The 18706-nt window shown below is 67.6% G+C and carries 19 protein-coding genes and 1 pseudogene; 14 read left to right on the forward strand and 6 right to left on the reverse strand.

Going from position 1 to position 18706, the window contains the following annotated elements; translation table 11 throughout:
- Nucleotides 1–70: 70 nt before the first annotated feature.
- Complete coding sequence (locus tag G6N07_RS06360) at nt 71–652, reverse strand: hemerythrin domain-containing protein (RefSeq protein WP_085188978.1); 582 nt, start codon at nt 650–652, stop codon at nt 71–73.
- Nucleotides 653–793: 141 nt separating this feature from the next.
- Here G6N07_RS06360 and G6N07_RS06365 point away from each other — a divergent pair, with 141 nt between their 5' ends.
- Nucleotides 794–1048 carry a metallothionein gene (locus G6N07_RS06365; protein WP_085188976.1) on the forward strand — a complete coding sequence of 85 codons (255 nt, stop codon included), beginning with the start codon at nt 794–796 and terminating at the stop codon, nt 1046–1048.
- A gap of 15 nt (nt 1049–1063) precedes the next feature.
- Here G6N07_RS06365 and G6N07_RS06370 read toward each other — a convergent pair whose 3' ends face one another.
- The gene (locus tag G6N07_RS06370; protein WP_085188974.1) at nt 1064–1732 is read right to left on the reverse strand and encodes an ACT domain-containing protein; all 669 of its coding nucleotides are present in this window, start codon (nt 1730–1732) and stop codon (nt 1064–1066) included.
- 94 nt (nt 1733–1826) lie between these two features.
- Here G6N07_RS06370 and gatC point away from each other — a divergent pair, with 94 nt between their 5' ends.
- The 3 genes from gatC (at nt 1827) to G6N07_RS06385 (ending at nt 4714) form a co-directional block, all read left to right on the forward strand.
- Entirely contained in the window at nt 1827–2126 is a 300-nt protein-coding gene (gatC, locus tag G6N07_RS06375) for an Asp-tRNA(Asn)/Glu-tRNA(Gln) amidotransferase subunit GatC (protein WP_085189128.1), read from the forward strand.
- The gene (gene gatA, locus G6N07_RS06380) at nt 2123–3604 is read left to right on the forward strand and encodes an Asp-tRNA(Asn)/Glu-tRNA(Gln) amidotransferase subunit GatA (protein ID WP_085188972.1); all 1482 of its coding nucleotides are present in this window, start codon (nt 2123–2125) and stop codon (nt 3602–3604) included. Before gatC ends, gatA begins: the two co-directional genes overlap by 4 nt.
- Before the next feature lie 78 nt (nt 3605–3682).
- Nucleotides 3683–4714, forward strand: a complete 1032-nt coding sequence (locus G6N07_RS06385; RefSeq protein WP_085188970.1) for an ATP-dependent 6-phosphofructokinase — start codon at nt 3683–3685, stop codon at nt 4712–4714.
- A gap of 54 nt (nt 4715–4768) precedes the next feature.
- Here the strand turns inward: G6N07_RS06385 and G6N07_RS20215 are convergent, their stop codons facing one another.
- The gene (locus G6N07_RS20215) at nt 4769–5143 is read right to left on the reverse strand and encodes a cutinase family protein (protein ID WP_318652444.1); all 375 of its coding nucleotides are present in this window, start codon (nt 5141–5143) and stop codon (nt 4769–4771) included.
- A gap of 226 nt (nt 5144–5369) precedes the next feature.
- Here G6N07_RS20215 and gatB point away from each other — a divergent pair, with 226 nt between their 5' ends.
- Both gatB and G6N07_RS06400 read left to right on the forward strand, forming a co-directional pair.
- The gene (gatB, locus tag G6N07_RS06395) at nt 5370–6884 is read left to right on the forward strand and encodes an Asp-tRNA(Asn)/Glu-tRNA(Gln) amidotransferase subunit GatB (RefSeq protein ID WP_085188968.1); all 1515 of its coding nucleotides are present in this window, start codon (nt 5370–5372) and stop codon (nt 6882–6884) included.
- A gap of 321 nt (nt 6885–7205) precedes the next feature.
- Entirely contained in the window at nt 7206–7847 is a 642-nt protein-coding gene (locus G6N07_RS06400) for a class I SAM-dependent methyltransferase (RefSeq protein WP_085189126.1), read from the forward strand.
- 301 nt (nt 7848–8148) lie between these two features.
- Here the strand turns inward: G6N07_RS06400 and G6N07_RS06405 are convergent, their stop codons facing one another.
- On the reverse strand, nt 8149–9270 hold the full coding sequence (locus G6N07_RS06405) for a PQQ-dependent sugar dehydrogenase (protein WP_085188966.1): 1122 nt from the start codon (nt 9268–9270) through the stop codon (nt 8149–8151).
- Between the two features lie 138 nt (nt 9271–9408).
- Between G6N07_RS06405 and G6N07_RS06410 the strand changes: the two genes are divergently transcribed.
- Nucleotides 9409–10242, forward strand: a complete 834-nt coding sequence (locus G6N07_RS06410) for a DoxX family membrane protein (RefSeq protein WP_085188964.1) — start codon at nt 9409–9411, stop codon at nt 10240–10242.
- A gap of 31 nt (nt 10243–10273) precedes the next feature.
- Here the strand turns inward: G6N07_RS06410 and G6N07_RS06415 are convergent, their stop codons facing one another.
- Nucleotides 10274–10687, reverse strand: coding sequence for a PH domain-containing protein (locus G6N07_RS06415; RefSeq protein WP_085188962.1), 414 nt, complete (start codon nt 10685–10687; stop codon nt 10274–10276).
- 297 nt (nt 10688–10984) lie between these two features.
- On the opposite strand from G6N07_RS06415, the gene G6N07_RS06420 reads away from it, so the two are divergent.
- Genes G6N07_RS06420 through ilvC form a run of 3 tightly spaced genes read left to right on the forward strand, consistent with a single transcriptional unit; the run spans nt 10985 to nt 14406 of the window.
- Nucleotides 10985–12844 (forward strand): acetolactate synthase large subunit, encoded by a 1860-nt coding sequence (locus G6N07_RS06420; protein WP_085188960.1) that lies wholly within the window; start codon nt 10985–10987, stop codon nt 12842–12844.
- Nucleotides 12844–13359 (forward strand): acetolactate synthase small subunit, encoded by a 516-nt coding sequence (gene ilvN, locus G6N07_RS06425; RefSeq protein ID WP_085188958.1) that lies wholly within the window; start codon nt 12844–12846, stop codon nt 13357–13359. The genes G6N07_RS06420 and ilvN overlap by 1 nt, the downstream gene beginning before the upstream one ends.
- Nucleotides 13360–13404: 45 nt before the next feature.
- Entirely contained in the window at nt 13405–14406 is a 1002-nt protein-coding gene (ilvC, locus tag G6N07_RS06430) for a ketol-acid reductoisomerase (RefSeq protein WP_179960024.1), read from the forward strand.
- Nucleotides 14407–14465: 59 nt separating this feature from the next.
- Here the strand turns inward: ilvC and G6N07_RS06435 are convergent.
- Nucleotides 14466–14663 (reverse strand): annotated as a pseudogene (locus G6N07_RS06435) (dehydrogenase); the annotation flags it as partial.
- Nucleotides 14664–14764: 101 nt separating this feature from the next.
- On the opposite strand from G6N07_RS06435, the gene serA reads away from it, so the two are divergent.
- The 4 genes from serA (at nt 14765) to G6N07_RS06455 (ending at nt 18612) form a co-directional block, all read left to right on the forward strand.
- The gene (gene serA, locus G6N07_RS06440) at nt 14765–16351 is read left to right on the forward strand and encodes a phosphoglycerate dehydrogenase (protein WP_085188954.1); all 1587 of its coding nucleotides are present in this window, start codon (nt 14765–14767) and stop codon (nt 16349–16351) included.
- A 2-nt stretch (nt 16352–16353) separates the two neighbouring features.
- Nucleotides 16354–17364 carry a 3-isopropylmalate dehydrogenase gene (locus tag G6N07_RS06445; RefSeq protein ID WP_085189124.1) on the forward strand — a complete coding sequence of 337 codons (1011 nt, stop codon included), beginning with the start codon at nt 16354–16356 and terminating at the stop codon, nt 17362–17364.
- Nucleotides 17365–17967, forward strand: coding sequence for a hypothetical protein (locus G6N07_RS06450; protein ID WP_085188952.1), 603 nt, complete (start codon nt 17365–17367; stop codon nt 17965–17967).
- Between the two features lie 237 nt (nt 17968–18204).
- Nucleotides 18205–18612: a four-helix bundle copper-binding protein gene (locus G6N07_RS06455; protein WP_085188950.1), complete on the forward strand. Its 408-nt coding sequence runs from the start codon at nt 18205–18207 to the stop codon at nt 18610–18612.
- Nucleotides 18613–18706: the final 94 nt, after the last annotated feature.

Consider the following 18706-nt stretch of genomic DNA (forward strand, 5'->3'; position numbering starts at 1 on the left):
TCGTCGGTCGGTGTCGACCGTAACAGCCGCCGGCCGGAATGCTCGGCGCGTTTTTGGGTTGACCGGCGGCTCAGGCGGCGCCGCGCAGCGCGTCGCGAGCCCGATCGATCAGCGAGGCGAACGGGCCGAGCGCGAAGTTCGCGGTTGCCGACTCGACGCCGGCGTGCGGGTGAGTCGGCGCGATGCGCTCCGCGACCTGGACCGCCACGGCGAGGCGTTCGAGTTCTTCGGGTTCGAGATGCTCTGTGAGAAGCGGGAATTCCTCGGACTCCTCCTTCTCGGCGTGCTCGAGGACGGCCGCCTGGAGGTGGATGAGCCCCTTGGTGAAGTCCGCGATGTCGATGTCGAGCTTCTCGAGTTCGGACAGCGCGACTTTCGAGTCGTGCTCTTCGGCGAGGCGCGCGTCGACGACCACGCCCGCTCCTTCGATCTTGCGACGTGCCCGCGGGTGCACCATCATCTCCTCGGCGGTCTCGTGGACGGCCAGCATGGTGCGGAGCCGGGTGAACTTCTCACGTTTGGTCTCGGCGTCGGCCGCGTCGAGGGTTTCGACGAACAGCGCCCGGATCGCTTCGTGTTGCGCCTCGAGGTAGTCGACGACGTCCTGGCCTGTGGTGATGGGCTTCTGGGTCACGCGAGGAAACCTCCGCATGTTCGGTGGGAAAGTCGGCGCGCTGCATTGGGCGCCCACTGCTCAGATACCCGTGGTGGGCCAGCGTGAAACGGCGCAAGCGGGTTTGGCGGTCAGTGGCCCGGGAACACCTCTGGTAACGAAGAAAACCGGGAGGACTTCATGGCGACCTGCGATACCTGCGGCAACCACTACGACAAGGCGTTCACCGTGACGTGGGCCGACGGACGCAGCGCGACGTTCGACAGCATCGAATGCGCGGCCGTCCAGGTGGCACCCGAATGCGCACACTGCGGATGCCGGATTCTCGGGCATGGAGTCGAGACCGAAGAGGCGATCTTCTGTTGCGCCCACTGCGCGCGCAAGGAAACCAACGCCGACGTCAACGACCGCTACCCCGTCCCGGCCAGCGGGTAAGAAGGGGACGCGGCGCTACTTCACGATCGTCGCGACGATTCCGGCGAGGTAGCCGAGCCGCGCGACTTCCGACGGCCGGAAGGCCGGTCCGCCCGGGCGGCCGAGCACCACCGCGGTGAAGGGGTCGCCCAGCGGGGCGGCCGCGAGCGTCGTGTCCATATCGCGCCAGGCCTGGGGCACCCACTCCGCGGAGGAGTCGAGCGCCTCGGCATGGGCCAGCGGCAGCCACGGGGCTTTTCGTGCCTGCGTCTCCGGAGCGCCATGACTGCCGACGACGTGCAGAAGCCCCGCCTCATCGGCACGCACCACCGTGCACCAGCCCACTCGCAACACCCGCGGCGCCTCGTCGACGAGTGTCTGCAGCATCACGGCCTTGCCTTTCGCCGCGGCGACGTGGTCGATCAACTCGAGCTCGCGGTGCGCCTCCAGTAACCCGGTGTGCGGGCGGATGGTGTCGACGTAGACGCCGGCGAGGCGTTCAGCGGCCGTGATGAGCGTGTCGGGCATGGTCCCGGCGGGGAGGTCGACCACCAGGTCGTCGATCGCGTAACCGGCGACTCGTTCGACGACGTCGAGCGACAGAATATCGGCGCCCACCGAACCGAGAGCTACGGCCAGCGAGCCGAGCCGGCCGGGCCGGTCCTCGACTTGAACCCGTAGCAGATACGAAGGCACGGCGACCACTTTCGCACGGACGGCAGCACGAAGCGACTCGCGAAACGGCCGTGCTCAGCGCCGCCGACCCGCGTCTCCTCGCCCACGACTAGGCTTCGTGGTCGTGTCACAGATCTCCCGAGACGAGGTGGCCCACCTCGCCCGACTGGCCCGCCTGGCGCTGAGCGACGATGAACTCGACAGCTTCGCCGGTCAGTTGGACGCCATCCTGGGCCACGTCAGCGCGATCCAGTCCGTCGACGTCGCCGGCGTGAAGCCCACCGGCAACCCGCTGACCGACGTCAACGTCATGCGTCCTGACGTGGTGATGCCCGGCCTCACCCAGGGGCAGGCGCTGGCCGCCGCACCGAAAGCCGTCGACGGACGCTTCGCCGTCCCGCGCATCCTGGGGGAACCTGAATGAGCGACCTTATCCGTGAGGACGCCGCCGTCCTGGCGGGCCGTATCGCCGCCAAAGAGATCTCCTCGACCGAACTCACCCGGGCGTGCCTGGACCAGATCGCCGACACAGACGAGCGTTTCCATGCATTCCTGCACGTGGCCGCCGACGAAGCGCTCGCCGAATCCGCCCGCATCGACTCCGCGGTGGCCGCCGGTGAACGTCTTCCCTCGCCCCTGGCCGGTGTGCCGGTCGCACTCAAGGACGTGTTCACCACCACAGACATGCCGACCACGTGCGGGTCGAAGATCCTGGCGGGCTGGCGGTCTCCCTACGACGCCACCGTCACCGTGCGGCTGCGCGCGGCTGGTATGCCGATCCTGGGCAAGACCAACATGGACGAATTCGCCATGGGCAGTTCGACGGAGAACTCCGCATACGGGCCGACCCGCAACCCGTGGGATGTCTCGCGGGTGCCCGGCGGGTCCGGCGGCGGCAGCGCGGCAGCCCTCGCGGCGTTCCAGGCGCCGCTGGCGATCGGCACCGACACCGGTGGATCGATCCGTCAACCTGCGGCGCTGACCGCCACCGTCGGGGTGAAGCCCACCTATGGAACGGTCTCGCGGTACGGGCTGATCGCCTGCGCGTCGTCGCTGGACCAGGGCGGGCCGTGTGCGCGCACAGTGCTCGACACCGCGCTTCTGCATCAGGTGATCGCCGGCCACGACCCCAGGGATTCCACGTCGGTGCCTGCCGCGATACCGGACGTCGCCGCCGCCGCCCGTGCCGGTGCGTCCGGTGACCTCAGCGGTGTACGGGTCGGCGTGGTGAAGCAGTTGCGCGGCGAGGGCTACCAACCCGGTGTGTTGGCGTCGTTCACCGCCGCGGTCGAACAACTCAGCGCGCTCGGCGCGGACGTCACCGAGGTGGACTGCCCGAACATCGACCATTCGCTGGCGGCCTACTACCTGATCCTGCCCTCAGAGGTGTCGTCGAATCTCGCCCGCTTCGACGGGATGCGGTTCGGGCTGCGCACCGGCGACGACGGCATCCACAGCGCCGAAGAGGTGATGGCACTGAGCCGCGCCGCCGGGTTCGGTCCGGAAGTCAAGCGCCGCATCATGATCGGCACCTATGCGCTGTCGGCCGGCTACTACGACGCCTACTACAACCAGGCGCAGAAGGTTCGCACCCTGATCGCCGGTGACTTCGACGCGGCTTACGAGAAGGTGGACGTGCTGGTGTCGCCGGCCACGCCGACGACCGCCTTCCGCCTCGGCGAGAAGGTCGACGATCCACTGGCGATGTACCTGTTCGACCTGTGCACGCTGCCGCTCAACCTGGCCGGGCACTGTGGGATGTCGGTGCCGTCTGGACTCTCCCAGGACGACGACCTGCCGGTCGGCCTGCAGATCATGGCGCCCGCCCTTGCCGACGACCGGCTGTACCGGGTGGGTGCGGCCTACGAGGCGGCCCGCGGGCCGCTGCCCACCGCGCTGTAGGCGCCGATCGCAGGATCGGCGTAGGCGTCCAGCGCGAACAACCGTGCGCTCGGCGCCAGCGACAGGGACAATGGATTCATGCGCATCGGAGTTCTCACCGGCGGTGGTGACTGTCCCGGCCTCAACGCCGTGATCAGGGCGGTGGTCCGCACCTGTGATGTGCGCTACGGCTCCTCGGTGGTGGGCTTCCAGGACGGCTGGCGCGGCCTGCTGGAGAACCGTCGGATCCAGTTGCGCAACGACGACCGCAACGACCGGCTGCTTGCCAAGGGCGGCACCGTGCTGGGTACCGCGCGGGTGCATCCGGAGAAGCTGCGCGCCGGCCTCGAGCAGATCAAGCAGACCCTCGACGACAACGGCATCGACGTGCTGATCCCGATCGGCGGCGAGGGTACCTTGACCGCCGCGCACTGGCTGTCGGAGGAGAACGTGCCGGTGGTCGGCGTGCCGAAGACCATCGACAACGACATCGATTGCACCGACGTGACTTTCGGGCACGATACCGCCTTAACGGTGGCCAGCGAGGCGATCGACCGCCTGCACTCCACCGCTGAATCGCATCAGCGGGTGATGCTGGTCGAGGTGATGGGGCGCCACGCCGGCTGGATCGCGCTGAACGCCGGCCTGGCCTCCGGTGCGCACATGACGCTGATCCCTGAACAGCCCTTCGACGTCGAAGAGGTGTGCCGGTTGGTCAAGCAGCGCTTCGTGCGGGGCGATGCGCACTTTATCTGTGTCGTCGCCGAGGGCGCCAAACCCGCCGAGGGCACCATGCAGTTACGGCAGGGGGGGCTGGACGAATTCGGTCACGAGAAGTTCACCGGCGTCGCTCAGCAGTTGGCGATAGAGGTCGAGAAGCGGGTCAACCGCGACGTGCGGGTGACGGTGCTCGGCCATGTGCAGCGCGGCGGCACGCCGACCCCGTACGACCGCGTGCTGGCGACGCGGTTCGGCGTGAACGCCGCCGACGCCGCACATGCCGGTGAGTACGGGATGATGGTCTCGGCGCGCGGACAGGAGATCGGCCGGGTGTCGCTGGCCGACGCCACACGCCAGCTCAAGCTGGTGCCGCAGAGCCGTTACGACGACGCCGCGGAGTTCTTCGGCTGAGCCTCGACATCGTTGAGCCGGTCGGCGGCGAAGGTGGCGGCCTGGTCGATCAATCTATTGGCGCCCTATGACTGTGGGCGCCGAACAGGACGACGGCGGCGACGTGGTCGGCGACCTCGGGATCCATCGTCCCCGTGATGCCGGCCGGGGGATGTATCCGAGCGGGATCTGGTCGGCCGTCGCACCTTCCATGACCGCCGCACCCTGGGAGTATCCGCCGAGAACCATCTTGGTGTCCGGGCAGGTGGCGACGATGTCGCGGACGCGGTTGCTGGCGTCGGTGACGCCGTCGGCGGCCCGCGGCCAGTCCAGACTCGCGGGATAGACCACGGATAGACGTTCACCGATCTGCCGCCCAGCTGTGGCTGCAGCGGGTCGACGAACTCCTGGCCCGCCCACCCCGGACCGGGTACCTCGGTGGTGTGGCACGCGAAGATGACCTCGCCGTCGGGACAGGGCTCTGCTGCCGCGACCGGCACCGCGACCCCTGACCCGATCCGTTGATCCTGGCCGGAGCTTTAGCGGCCCTTGTCAACTTGCGCGACGAGCCGAGTCACGCCGTCGTGCGGGCTCGGTCACCCTGGTTGCCGCGGTGTTGCCTTCATCGCTTCCGGGGACCGTCGAGTCCAGGGATGCCGCAACTAAGATCGACGCCATGACGGTGACATCGGCGGCGGAACTGCTCAAATACGACGACGTGGTCGACCGCTTCGAACCAGTGATGGGCATGGAGGTGCACGTCGAGCTCTCGACGGCGACCAAGATGTTCTGCGGCTGTGCCAACGCGTTCGGCGCCGAACCCAACACCCAGGTGTGCCCGGTTTGCCTCGGCCTGCCGGGTTCGCTGCCCGTGCTCAACCAGCAGGCCGTCGAGTCGGCGATCCGTATCGGGTTGGCGCTGAACTGCGAGATCGTGCCGTGGTGCCGGTTCGCCCGGAAGAACTACTTCTATCCCGACCAGCCGAAGAACTACCAGATCTCGCAGTACGACGAGCCGATCGCGATCAATGGGTACCTCGATGTCCCGCTTGACGACGGCAGCACGTGGCGGGTGGAGATCGAACGCGCGCACATGGAGGAGGACACGGGCAAGCTGACGCATCTCGGCAGCGACACCGGCCGCATCGCCGGCGCGACGAACTCGCTGGCCGACTACAACCGGGCAGGGGTGCCGTTGATCGAGATCGTCACCAGGCCGATCGAGGGCGCCGGTGCCAGGGCGCCGGAGATCGCCCGCGCTTACGTCACCGCGCTGCGCGACCTGCTGCGCGCGCTGGGCGTATCCGACGTCCGCATGGACCAGGGGTCGATGCGCTGCGATGCGAACCTGTCGCTCAAACCGATCGGGCAGGCCGAGTTCGGCACGAGGACGGAGACGAAGAACGTCAACTCTCTCAAGAGCGTGGAGGTGGCGGTGCGCTATGAGATGCGCCGCCAGGCCGCGGTGCTCACCTCCGGCGGCACGGTCACCCAGGAGACCCGGCACTTCCACGAGGACGGGTACACCTCGCCGGGCCGCAGCAAGGAGACCGCGGAGGACTACCGGTACTTCCCCGAACCGGACCTCGAACCGGTCGCCCCGGACGCCGAGCTGGTCGAGCGCCTGCGCCAGACGCTGCCCGAACTCCCGTGGTTGCGCCGCAACAGGATCCAACAGGAGTGGGGCATCTCCGACGAGGTGATGCGTGACCTGGTCAACAACGGGGCGATCGAACTGGTCGCCGCCACCGTCGAACACGGCGTATCCAGTGAGTCGGCGCGCGCCTGGTGGGGGAACTTCCTGGTGCAGAAGGCGAATGAAAGCGGGGTGGAACTCGAGGCGCTACCCATCACTCCCGCCCAGGTGGCCGCGGTGGTCAAGCTCGTCGACGACGGAAAGCTGTCGAACAAGCTGGCCCGTCAAGTCGTCGAGGGTGTCCTCGGCGGCGAGGGGGAGCCCGTACAGGTGATGGCCGACCGTGGGTTTCAGGTGGTCCGCGACGATTCGGCGCTGCAGGCCGCCGTCGACGCGGCGCTGGCCGCCGACCCAGGGATTGTGGAGAAGATCCGCGGCGGCAAGGTTCAGGCGGCAGGTGCGATCGTCGGTGCGGTGATGAAGGCCACCAAGGGACAGGCTGACGCGGCCAGGGTGCGCGAGCTTGTCTTGGCCGCATGCGGCCAATCGGCCTGAGCCGCATGCGGCCAATCGGCCTGAGCCGCATGCGGCCAATCGGCCTGAGCCGCGTGCGGCCAATCGGCCTGAGCCGCGTGCGGCCAATCGTGCCCGTCGACTCCACTATCAGCGCCTCGTCAGCGACGACGCGTTGGCATTCCCGCCGGCAAACACGGGCCCTGGACGGCTCCGCCGGACAGGATCAACCCCGTACCGAGAACCGCGTCGGAATGCAGTGTCGTGGACGGCGGTATCCGCATCCCTGCCGCAGGGACTGATTGGTGCCTCAGGGACTGATTGGTACGGTGGCGTCATTCCGATGAAAGGGTGATGCATGTGGTGACGGTGCCGCGCAGAGGACTCAACACGGCGATCACACGGTTCTGGAGTGTGGTGGCGCCGCTCTACGACCAGCAATTCGTGCAGCGCCTTGTGTACCGGCCGGCCCAAGATGAGGTCATCGAGGCGCTGCGTAGCCACGGCGCTCGCCGCATCGCCGACATAGCCTGCGGCACCGGCATTCTCGCCGACCGCATCCAGCGGGAACTCGACCCGGACGAGATCTACGGCGTCGACATGTCCGACGGTATGCTGGCGCAGGCCCAGGCCAGGTCGTCGAAGGTCGACTGGCGCAAGGGTCCTGCCGAGCAGTTGCCGTTCGGCGATGGGGAGCTCGACGCCGTGGTGACCACGTCGGCGTTCCACTTTTTCGACCAGCCCGCAGCCCTGCGCGATTTCCACCGCGTGCTCGCCCCGGGCGGCCTGGTCGCCGTCACCACGATCACCCCCAACTATCCCCAGCCCTTCGACCGGATCACCCTCCACCGCCGCAACCCGGCCCACAACCCGTCACCAGCGCAGATGCGGGAGCTTTTCGAGAACGCCGGGTTCACCGTCGCCGATCAGCACCGCGTCCGACGGCCTGACTGGACGCAGCTGGTGTCCGACATGATCACCGTCGGACGGACGTCAGCCGAGTAGCTCGTCGGTGTTCGCCGAACGGACCTGTTCGGTCCGAGCCGGTGCGCGCTGGCGATGAACCAGGCCGCCTACGATCTGCCTCGGCTGCGGACGAACGGCTGGTCTTAGCCGCGGCCAGGCAAGATTGCTACCGCCTCACCGACGGCCAATCGCCATCTGTGCAACAGAGTCCCGACCGGCTGCTACGACCCTTGCCGAACATTGCCTTGACACCTCAAGACAGCTCTGAATACCTGATGTCACGGCGATGAATACCTGATGTCACGGCGACCAAATATGTCACGGCGACCAAATTCGCTCGTCAGGTGTTGTCGGCGTTGCTGCGCGGGAACCCGCCGCCCTGTGGGAACAGCGGGAACACCACGTCGTCGAGTCGCTCGGCGTCGCCGGCGGTCTTGTTCACCGTCGCACCCCAGACGTTGCCGTCCGCGGACAACGTCAAGGCCCATGCGTGGCCACGGGTGTCCTGACGGATCACCTCGGGCTGGCCGGTCACCGCGCCGGTGTCGGGGGCTTGGCGCACCGCGACGGTCTGCTTGGTGTCGACGAGGTTGACGAGCACGGTGCCGTCGAGCGCGGCGCAGCCGGCCACTCCAGGCCGGTCCGGCCACGTCCACACCGTCGAGATCTTCGAATCCTTGGTCATCTTCTGCAGCCGGTCGCCGGTCGCGGTGCGATCGGTGACGTAGAGAGCACCGTCTGAGGGGTCGATGCACATGCCGCCGCCCGAACCCATCCCACTCATCGCCGTGGTCGTCGGCGCCTGGTTGACGGTGGTGGGCTGTTCGATGCGCAGCACCTTGCCGGCCTGCGTCGCGGGATCGGCCGCCGCACCGGGGTTGTCGGCGTCACCGGTCTGCACCAGCAGGGTGGTGGGACTGGTGAAGATCAGCGCACCGGTGTTGCCGGTGGCGCCCTTGGGGATCCCGGTCAAGATCGGTTTCGGCACGTCGCCGTCGGCGATGCGCACCACGCGGTTGTCGGTGGGTGTGCTGACGTAGGCGTACATCAGCCGGTCTTGGCTGTAGGTGGGGGACAGCACGATGTCCATCAAGCCGCCGTCACCCGACGGATCGACCGGGATCGTTGTCTTCACCTTCGGCTCGGCCCGCACCGACACCTCTTTGACTGCGCCGGTGGTGCGTTCGGCGACGAGTGCGGACTGGCTGTCGGGCAGCATGATCAACCCGCTGGTGCTCTCCAGGCAACCCTGCATCACCCCGGGCGCCGGGCAGGCCTTCGGGAACGGTTTGGCCGGCAGCGGTGGGGGCGGCGGCTCGGACGACGTCGGCCCCGGACGGAGTTCGGGCTCGGTGGTGAACGGCTGCGACTGTGCCCCGTCGAAGCGCGCGCAGCCGGAACCGACCAACGCTGTGGCGCACAGCAGTGCTGCCACCCCGAAGAGCGGCCGGCGCGTAGTCATGGTGGCCAGGTTACGGATTCTCTGGCGGAGTGCGCCACGCCCGTCGTCGGGCGACCCCGTGCATTCCGCGTAAGACGAGGCCGGCAGCGCCGGGGTAAATACACGATTCCGTGACGATCAGCACCTACCCTGGCAGACGTGACCAGTCACCCCCAGGACGCGCGCGCCTGGCAGCGGCCCGACGATCCGGCCCGGCCCACCTCGGCAAGCCTGGTCGACCCCGAGGACGATCTGCCCTCGGCGAATTACGGCGGCGATTTCGAGACCACGGCGATCCCGCGATACGACGCGGCCAAGGGCGCCCCCGCCCCGCCGGTGTTCAACCTGATGCACGACCCGGAACCGCTGCCCTACGTCCAGCCGCACACCAGTCACCCCGTGATGCCGTACGGCGCCGAGCCGACGGAGATCGGCCACGACGTCACCGACGAGCAGGTCAAGGCGGCGCGCAGACGCGGTACCCAGGACCTCGGGCTGATGCTGCTGCGGGTGGGATTGGGCGTGCTGCTCGTCGGCCACGGACTGCAGAAGGCGTTCGGCTGGTGGGGCGGACCAGGGCTCGGCGGCTTCCAGGACTCGCTCGCGGAAGTCGGCTACCAGCACGCGAACATCCTCACCTACGTCGGCGCCGCCGCCCAGATCGGTGCGGGCCTGCTGCTCGTGCTGGGTCTGTTCGCCCCGGTCGCCGCTGCGATTGCGCTGGCCTACCTGATCAACGCGCTTCTCGCCGGTGTCGCCGGCCAGTCGCAGAGCGGGTTCCCCTTCTTCCTGCCCGGTGGCTTCGAATTCCAGGTGACGCTCATCGTGATCGCCGCCGCGCTCATCCTGACCGGCCCCGGGCGCTACGGCTTCGACGCGGGCCGCGGCTGGGCGCGTCGACCGTTCGTAGGGTCGTTCATCGCGCTGCTGCTCGGGATTGGTCTGGGCGTAGCGATGTGGGTCCTGCTCAACGGCGCCAATCCCTTGGCATGACGCCCTGCGCCAACCCCCCGGCCTGACCGCCTCACCGATACGGGTTGGGCACTCGGCCACCGCTGACCGCCGTCAACTGCGGCAGCGTGCCGAACGTCACCGCAGGCAGACGCATCTCGGTGCCGTCTTTGAGTGCCGCGCGCGCCCAGTTCGCCCTGCTGAACCGCAGCCCGTCGATGTCCTCCCACGCCACGGTCGTGGTGCCGAGCACGCTGCGGGCGGTCACCGTGTCGCGGTCGGCCACGGTGCGCAGGCGCATGATGAACACCGAGGCCAGCACCGGGATCACCAGCAGCACCCCGAACCAGCGTGGGTTGGCCAGCACGATCGAGAACAACCCCAGTGTGAAGAAGCCGACCGCGAGGTGCGCGGTACGCGGGATCCGGATGACGACGGGAGCGGTGGCGGCCGAAGCGGTGGGGTCAGAGGCGTGGGGAGAACTCACGCCCTCGATTCTGGCACCACCGGGGACCGCTGGTCACACCGTTGACTGCAATTTGACCAGTGACCAGTGCGGAGGCTACCGTCAAGTGTTATGCAGGCTCCGGGGATGCTCGACGGAGGCGCTCAGGCGCCGACACCGCTCGTAGTAATTGGTTGGCGCGTTGATGCCGCGCTGGCCCTCTGCCGGGCATAGCCACCAGCATCGACGCGCCACCCTCGAACAGCGGCCCGCTGTCGGGGGTTTTTTCTTGCCCGAGGACGCGTCCACTCCACCAGAAAGAAACGACAAGAGGACATCGTGAGCGCACCGACCACGCGACCACCGCAGGCGACACCGCCAGACACCGAGCAGGCCGTGTCGGCCGTCCAGTCGACCAGCCCGAAGACGGTGCGGCCCCGCACGCTGGCACCCGAACAGATGTCAGGCGCCCAGGCGGTGATCCGTTCCCTCGAGGAGCTTGACGTCGACACCATCTTCGGCATCCCCGGCGGTGCCGTCCTGCCGGTCTACGACCCGCTGTTCGACTCGGAGAAGCTGCGCCATGTACTGGTGCGCCATGAACAGGGCGCCGGCCACGCCGCCAGCGGTTACGCGCACGCCACCGGCCGCGTCGGAGTATGTATGGCGACGTCCGGGCCCGGTGCGACGAACCTGGTGACGCCGCTGGCCGATGCGCACATGGACTCGATCCCGGTGGTGGCGATCACCGGTCAGGTCGGCCGCGGCCTGATCGGCACCGACGCGTTCCAGGAAGCCGACATCTCCGGCATCACGATGCCGATCACGAAGCACAACTTCCTGGTACGCAGCGGCGACGACATCCCCCGCGCGCTGGCGGAGGCGTTCCATATCGCCTCGACCGGCCGGCCCGGGCCGGTGCTCGTCGACATCCCGAAGGACATCCTGCAGGGCACGTGCAGCTTCAGCTGGCCGCCGCAGATGGACCTACCCGGCTACAAGCCGAACACCAAACCGCACAACCGGCAGATCCGGGAGGCCGCCAAGCTGATCGCCGCGGCCGGCAGGCCGGTGCTCTACGTCGGCGGCGGTGTCATCCGCGGTGAGGCCAGCGAGCAGCTGCTCGAACTGGCCGAACTCACCGGCATCCCCGTGGTGACCACGCTGATGGCCCGTGGCGCGTTCCCGGACAGCCATCCGCAGAATCTCGGCATGCCCGGTATGCACGGCACCGTCTCCGCGGTCGCCGCATTGCAGCGCAGCGATCTGCTGATCGCGTTGGGCACCCGCTTCGACGACCGGGTGACCGGCCAGCTCGATTCCTTCGCACCGGACGCCAAGGTGATCCACGCCGACATCGACCCCGCCGAGATCGGCAAGAACCGCCACGCCGACGTGCCGATCGTGGGTGACGTCAAGGCCGTGATCACCGAGCTGATCGAGGTGCTGCGCAAAGACACCGGGGCCCTGTCCCTGGACAACTGGTGGTCCTACCTGCGTGAGGTGCAATCGACCTATCCGCTGAGCTACGGCCCGCAGAGCGACGGCAGCCTCTCGCCCGAGTACGTCATCGAATCGCTGGGCAAGCTGGCCGGTCCGGACGCGATCTACGTCGCCGGTGTCGGACAGCACCAGATGTGGGCGGCGCAGTTCATCTCCTACGAGAAGCCCAAGACATGGCTGAACTCCGGTGGGCTGGGCACCATGGGGTTCGCCGTGCCCGCGGCGATGGGCGCCAAGATGGGTTGCCCCGATACCGAGGTGTGGGCGATCGACGGCGACGGCTGCTTCCAGATGACCAACCAGGAGTTGGCGACCTGTGCGATCGAGGGCATCCCGATCAAGGTGGCCATCATCAACAACGGCAACCTCGGCATGGTCCGGCAGTGGCAGACGCTGTTCTACGAGGAGCGGTACAGCCAAACGGATCTGGCCACCCACTCGCGGCGCATCCCCGATTTCGTCAAGCTGGCTGAGGCGCTCGGCTGTGTCGGATTGCGTTGTGAGCGTTCTGAAGACGTGGTCGAGGTGATCAAGCAGGCGCAGGCCGTCAACGACCGGCCGGTGGTCATCGACTTCACCGTCGGCGCCGACGCACAGGTGTGGCCGATGGTCGCGGCGGGCACCAGCAACGACGAGATCATGGCCGCCCGCGACATCCGTCCACTGTTCGACGACAACGACGAGGGGCACGCCTGATGGCTGCAGAGAACGTTCGCACCCACACGCTGTCGGTGCTCGTCGAGGACAAGCCGGGTGTGCTGGCCCGCGTCGCAGCGCTGTTCTCGCGGCGCGGCTTCAACATCCAGTCGCTGGCTGTCGGGGCGACGGAGCAGAAAAACATGTCGCGCATGACGATCGTCGTCAGCGCCGACGAGGCGCCGCTGGAGCAGATCACCAAACAGCTCAACAAGCTCATCAACGTGATCAAGATCGTCGAGCAGGACGAGGTGAACTCGGTGGCCCGCGAGCTCGCACTGATCAAGGTGCGCGCGGACGCGGCCACCCGCGGACAGGTCATCGAAGCAGTCAATCTGTTCCGCGCCAAAGTGGTCGACGTGTCCACCGAATCGTTGACCGTCGAGGCCACCGGTACGCAGGAGAAGCTGGAAGCGTTGCTCCGGGTGCTCGAGCCGTACGGCATCCGTGAGATCGTGCAATCCGGTGTGGTGTCGCTGTCGCGCGGTCCGCGCGGCATCGGCGCCGCCAAGTAGATCCCAAACCGCAAGTCAGAAAAGGAATTACCAGTGGCAGTTGAGATGTTCTACGACGACGATGCCGATCTGTCCATCATCCAGGGACGCAAGGTCGCCGTCATCGGGTACGGCAGCCAAGGGCACGCGCACTCGCTGAGCCTGCGCGACTCCGGTGTACAGGTGAAGGTCGGCCTCAAAGAGGGGTCGAAGTCACGAGAGAAGGTCAGCGAGCAGGGCCTCGAGGTAGGCACCCCGGCAGAGGTGGCCAAGTGGGCCGACGTCATCATGCTGCTGGCGCCCGATACGGCGCAGGCGGAGATTTTCACCAACGACATCGAGCCAAACCTCGAGGACGGCAACGCGCTGTTCTTCGGTCACGGCCTCAACATCCACTTCAACCTGATCAAGCCACCGGCGAACGTCACTGTCGGCATGGTCGCCCCCAAGGGCCCCGGCCACCTGGTGCGCCGTCAATTCGTCGACGGTAAGGGTGTGCCCTGCCTGATCGCGATTGACCAGGATCCCAAGGATGAGGGTGAGGCGCTGGCGCTGTCGTATGCCGCCGCGATCGGTGGCGCGCGCGCCGGTGTCATCAAGACGACCTTCAAGGAAGAGACCGAGACCGACCTGTTCGGTGAGCAGGCCGTGCTCTGCGGCGGCACCGAGGAACTCGTCAAGACGGGTTTCGAGGTGATGGTCGAGGCGGGTTACGCCCCCGAGATGGCCTACTTCGAAGTGCTGCACGAGCTGAAGCTCATCGTCGACCTGATGTACGAGGGCGGCATCGCGCGGATGAACTACTCGGTGTCTGACACCGCCGAGTTCGGTGGATACCTGTCCGGCCCGCGGGTGATCGATGCCGACACCAAGGAGCGCATGCGGGCAATCCTCAAGGACATCCAGGACGGCACGTTCGTCAAACGCCTCGTCGCCAACGTCGAGGGCGGCAACAAGGAACTCGAAGACCTGCGCAAGAAGAACGCCGAGCATCCGATCGAGGTCACCGGTAAGAAGCTGCGTGACCTGATGAGCTGGGTCGACCGCCCGATCACCGAAACGGCCTAGTCCTCGCGAGTTTGGTGGAGTAGGTGGCTTAGCACGACCAACTACACCGACTCCGCTTTTCAGGGGGCCAGGCTCGGCAACTCGGTGATGCCGAACTCGCGGCGCAGCATGGTGCGTGCCGCGTAGTAGCCGGCCATCCCGTGCACGCCGGTGCCGGGCGGGGTGGCCGACGAACACGGGGACGAACACGGGTACGCCCTGCGAAGCGGGGTCGTCCACGGGTCGAAGCGCAACGTGGGCCCGACCAGGCCAGGCCGTTGGGGCCGCTGCCCACCACCGTGACGTCCACGTCGATCACCTCCTCGGGTCGCTCAGTCCTGCCCGCGGGTTCGAAATTACCGACCTTTAGGCTGACCGGGTGAGCCTCCCTGTTGTACTGATTGCCGACAAGCTCGCGGAGAGCACCGTCGCCGCCCTCGGTGACCAGGTCGAAGTCCGCTGGGTCGACGGTCCGGACCGTGAGAAACTGCTCGCTGCCGTCGACGAAGCCGATGCCCTGCTGGTCCGTTCGGCCACCACCGTCGACGCCGAAGTCCTCGCCGCCGCCCCCAAGCTGAAGATCGTCGCCCGCGCGGGTGTGGGCCTGGACAACGTCGACGTCGACGCCGCCACCGCTCGCGGGGTGCTGGTCGTCAACGCCCCGACGTCGAACATCCACAGCGCCGCCGAACACGCGATCGCGCTGCTGTTGTCCGCCGCGCGGCAGATCCCGGCCGCCGACGCGACGCTGCGCGCCCACACGTGGAAGCGGTCGTCGTTCAACGGCACCGAGATCTACGGCAAGACCGTCGGCGTCGTCGGACTGGGCCGGATCGGTCAGCTGGTGGCCGCGCGGCTGGCGGCCTTCGGCACCCATCTGGTGGCCTACGACCCGTATGTGTCGCAGGCCCGCGCCGCGCAGCTCGGGATCGAACTGCTGACCCTCGACGAGCTGTTGTCCCGCGCCGACTTCATCTCGGTGCACCTGCCCAAGACGCCCGAGACCGCGGGGCTGATCGGTAAGGACGCGCTGGCCAAGACCAAGCGGGGCGTGATCATCGTCAACGCCGCGCGCGGGGGGCTGATCGACGAGCAGGCACTGGCCGACGCGGTCACCGACGGCCACGTCCGTGCGGCCGGCCTCGACGTGTTCGCCACCGAGCCGTGCACCGACAGCCCGCTGTTCGAGCTGCCGCAGGTGGTGGTGACCCCGCACCTCGGCGCCTCGACCGCCGAAGCGCAGGACCGGGCAGGCACCGACGTGGCGGCGAGCGTCCGCCTCGCGCTGGCCGGCGAATTCGTGCCCGACGCGGTCAACGTTGGCGGCGGAGTCGTCGGCGAAGAGGTCGCACCCTGGCTGGACCTGGTGCGCAAGCTGGGATTGCTGGCCGGAACGCTGGCCGCCGAGCCGACCACCACCCTGTCGGTTCGGGTGTGCGGGGAACTGGCCGCCGAAGATGTTGAGGTGCTTCGCCTTTCGGCGCTGCGCGGGCTGTTCTCGACCGTGACGGACCAGCAGGTCACGTTCGTCAACGCGCCGGCACTGGCGGCCGAACGCGGTGTGCAGTCCGAATTGACGACGGCCACGGAGAGCCCCAACCACCGCAGCGTGGTAGACGTGCGGGCGGTCGGTTCGGACGGATCGGTGACCAACGTCGCCGGCACGCTGTCCGGGCCGCAACAGGTGCAGAAGATCGTCCAGATCAACGGGCGCAATTTCGATTTGCGCGCCGAAGGCGTCAACCTGATCGTGAACTACATCGACCAGCCGGGTGCACTGGGCAAGATCGGCACGCTGCTCGGCACAGCAAAGGTCAACATCCACGCCGCCCAGCTCAGTGAGGACGCCGAGGGTCCGGGCGCGACGGTCCTGCTGCGCCTCGATCGTGACGTCCCCGCCGATCTGCGGACGGCGCTCGCCGAGGCCGTCGACGCCAAGACACTCGAAGTGGTTGATCTGTCGTGACGATGAACCTGGCGATCATCGCCGGGGACGGTATCGGCCCTGAGGTGATCGGCGAAGCCGTCAAGGTTCTCGACGCCGTTCTGCCGGACGTCGAGAAGACTAGCTACGACCTCGGCGCCCGCCGCTTCCACGCCACCGGCGAGATCCTGCCGGACTCCGTACTGGCGGAGCTGAAGGCCCACGATGCGATCCTGTTGGGTGCCGTCGGGGATCCGTCGGTGCCCAGCGGCGTCCTCGAACGCGGTCTGCTGCTGCGGATCCGGTTCGAGCTGGACCATCACATCAATTTGCGGCCGGCGAAGCTGTACCCGGGAGTGACCGGTCCGCTGGCCGGTGACCCCGGGGTCGACTTCGTCGTGGTGCGCGAGGGGACGGAAGGTCCCTACACCGGCACCGGCGGCGCGATCCGCGTCGGCACGCCGCACGAGGTGGCCACCGAGGTGAGCCTCAACACCGCCTTCGGCGTGCGCCGCGTGGTTGACGACGCATTCCGGCGTGCCCGGCAGCGGCGCAAGCATCTGACGTTGGTGCACAAGAACAATGTGCTGACCTTCGCCGGCGCACTGTGGTGGCGAACCGTGCAGGAACTGGCGGCCGACTATCCGGATGTGGAGGTGGCCTATCAGCATGTCGACTCCGCCATGATCCACATCGTCACCGATCCGGGCCGGTTCGACGTCATCGTCACCGACAACCTGTTCGGTGACATCGTCACCGACCTGGCCGCCGCGGTGTGTGGCGGAATCGGGCTGGCGGCCAGCGGCAACATCGACGCCACGCGTACCAACCCCTCGATGTTCGAGCCGGTGCACGGCAGCGCCCCGGACATCGCCGGGCAGGGCATCGCGGATCCGACCGCGGCGATCATGTCGGTGGCTCTGCTGCTGGCGCACGTCGGCGAGCACGACGCGGCCGCCCGCGTCGACAAGGCGGTGGAAGCACACCTGTCCAGCCGTGGTCACGAGGAGCTCGCCACCAGCGCGGTCGGCGACCGGATCGTCGGTCTGCTGTAGGTGACGCTGGCACGGCAGTGCTGGCTGTTCGCGATCGGCTCGACGCTGTTCGCGGTCGCCACGGTGCCGGGTTTCGCCGCGGCGGCCGGCGCCGGTGCGGCCAACGGGCTGTGCTTCGCCGGTTCCTTGTTCTTCACCAGCGCGGCGTGGCTGCAACTCGTCCGGTCGAGGAGCGGTTCGGGCCTTGAACTGCTTGAGGCAGCAACGCAGTTCATGGGCACGCTGTTGTTCAACGTGAGCACCGGCGCCGCGTTGTGGGCGCATGCGGTGGTCGAGCAGCGCCACCTGGTGTGGGCGCCGGATGCGACCGGGTCTGTGGCATTCCTCGTCAGCGCAGGGTCGGGGATCGCCGCCGTGACCGCCTCGGCGGGTCTGTTCGCGCCACGGTCGCGGGACTGGCAGGCGCAGTGGGTCAACATGGCGGGCTGTGTGGCGTTCGGCGCGTCCGCGCTCGGAGCGTTCGTCACCCCGGCCGGCGTCACCGCAGATGCGCTGCTGGCCAACACCGGAACGTTCGTCGGAGCGCTGTGCTTCTTGGCGGCGGCGCTGTTGGTCCTGCCACCTGGACGGTATGGGTGGCTGGGTGGGCCTCGCCTGCTGTGATCGCGGGTTGCCGTCAGGAGTGGGTGCGGGCGGGTAGCGCCACGGTCGGCCAGCTCGGGCAGGTTCTGCGCGGCGATACGCCTCTGCGAGGTCTGCTCAGATTTATCTCACCCGCGAGGGTTAAACCGCAGATCGTTGGGTACAGCAGATCGTTGGGTACGTGAGCCGTGCCCTACGCCGACGAGTTTCGGCATAACTGTAGCGACATAACTGTAGCGACAACTCGCAGGAGAATTGATGAGTAGCGCAGCGAAAATGTTGGAGACTTACCCAAAAGACCTCGGCGAGGTCGATCGTGCGGCGCTGGTGAAGTGTATCGACGCTTGCGGTGAGTGCGCGCAGGCTTGCACCGCTTGCGCTGACGCCTGTCTGAGTGAGGGTTCAGTGCAGCAGCTGACCAAGTGCATTCGTACGAACCTCGACTGCGCCGATATGTGCGCTACCACGTCGCGGGTCTTGTCTCGCCACACTGGGTATGACGCGAACCTCACCATCGCGATCCTCGAAGCGTGCGCCTCGGCGTGCCGTTCCTGTGGTGACGAGTGTGAGAGCCATGCCGGCCACCACGAGCACTGCCGGATCTGCGCGGACGCCTGCCGGGCGTGTGAGCGGGCATGTCGGGACCTGCTGGCGTCGCTGGGGTGACGCGGCAACAGCCATTGAAGTGCTTGACGCCACAGCGCAGTCACCACTGGCGAGTTACAACAGTCGTGCTGATTCGCCGCGCCGGAATGTAACC

The organism is Mycolicibacterium doricum (genome assembly GCF_010728155.1).
In the GTDB taxonomy this organism is placed as follows: domain Bacteria; phylum Actinomycetota; class Actinomycetes; order Mycobacteriales; family Mycobacteriaceae; genus Mycobacterium; species Mycobacterium doricum.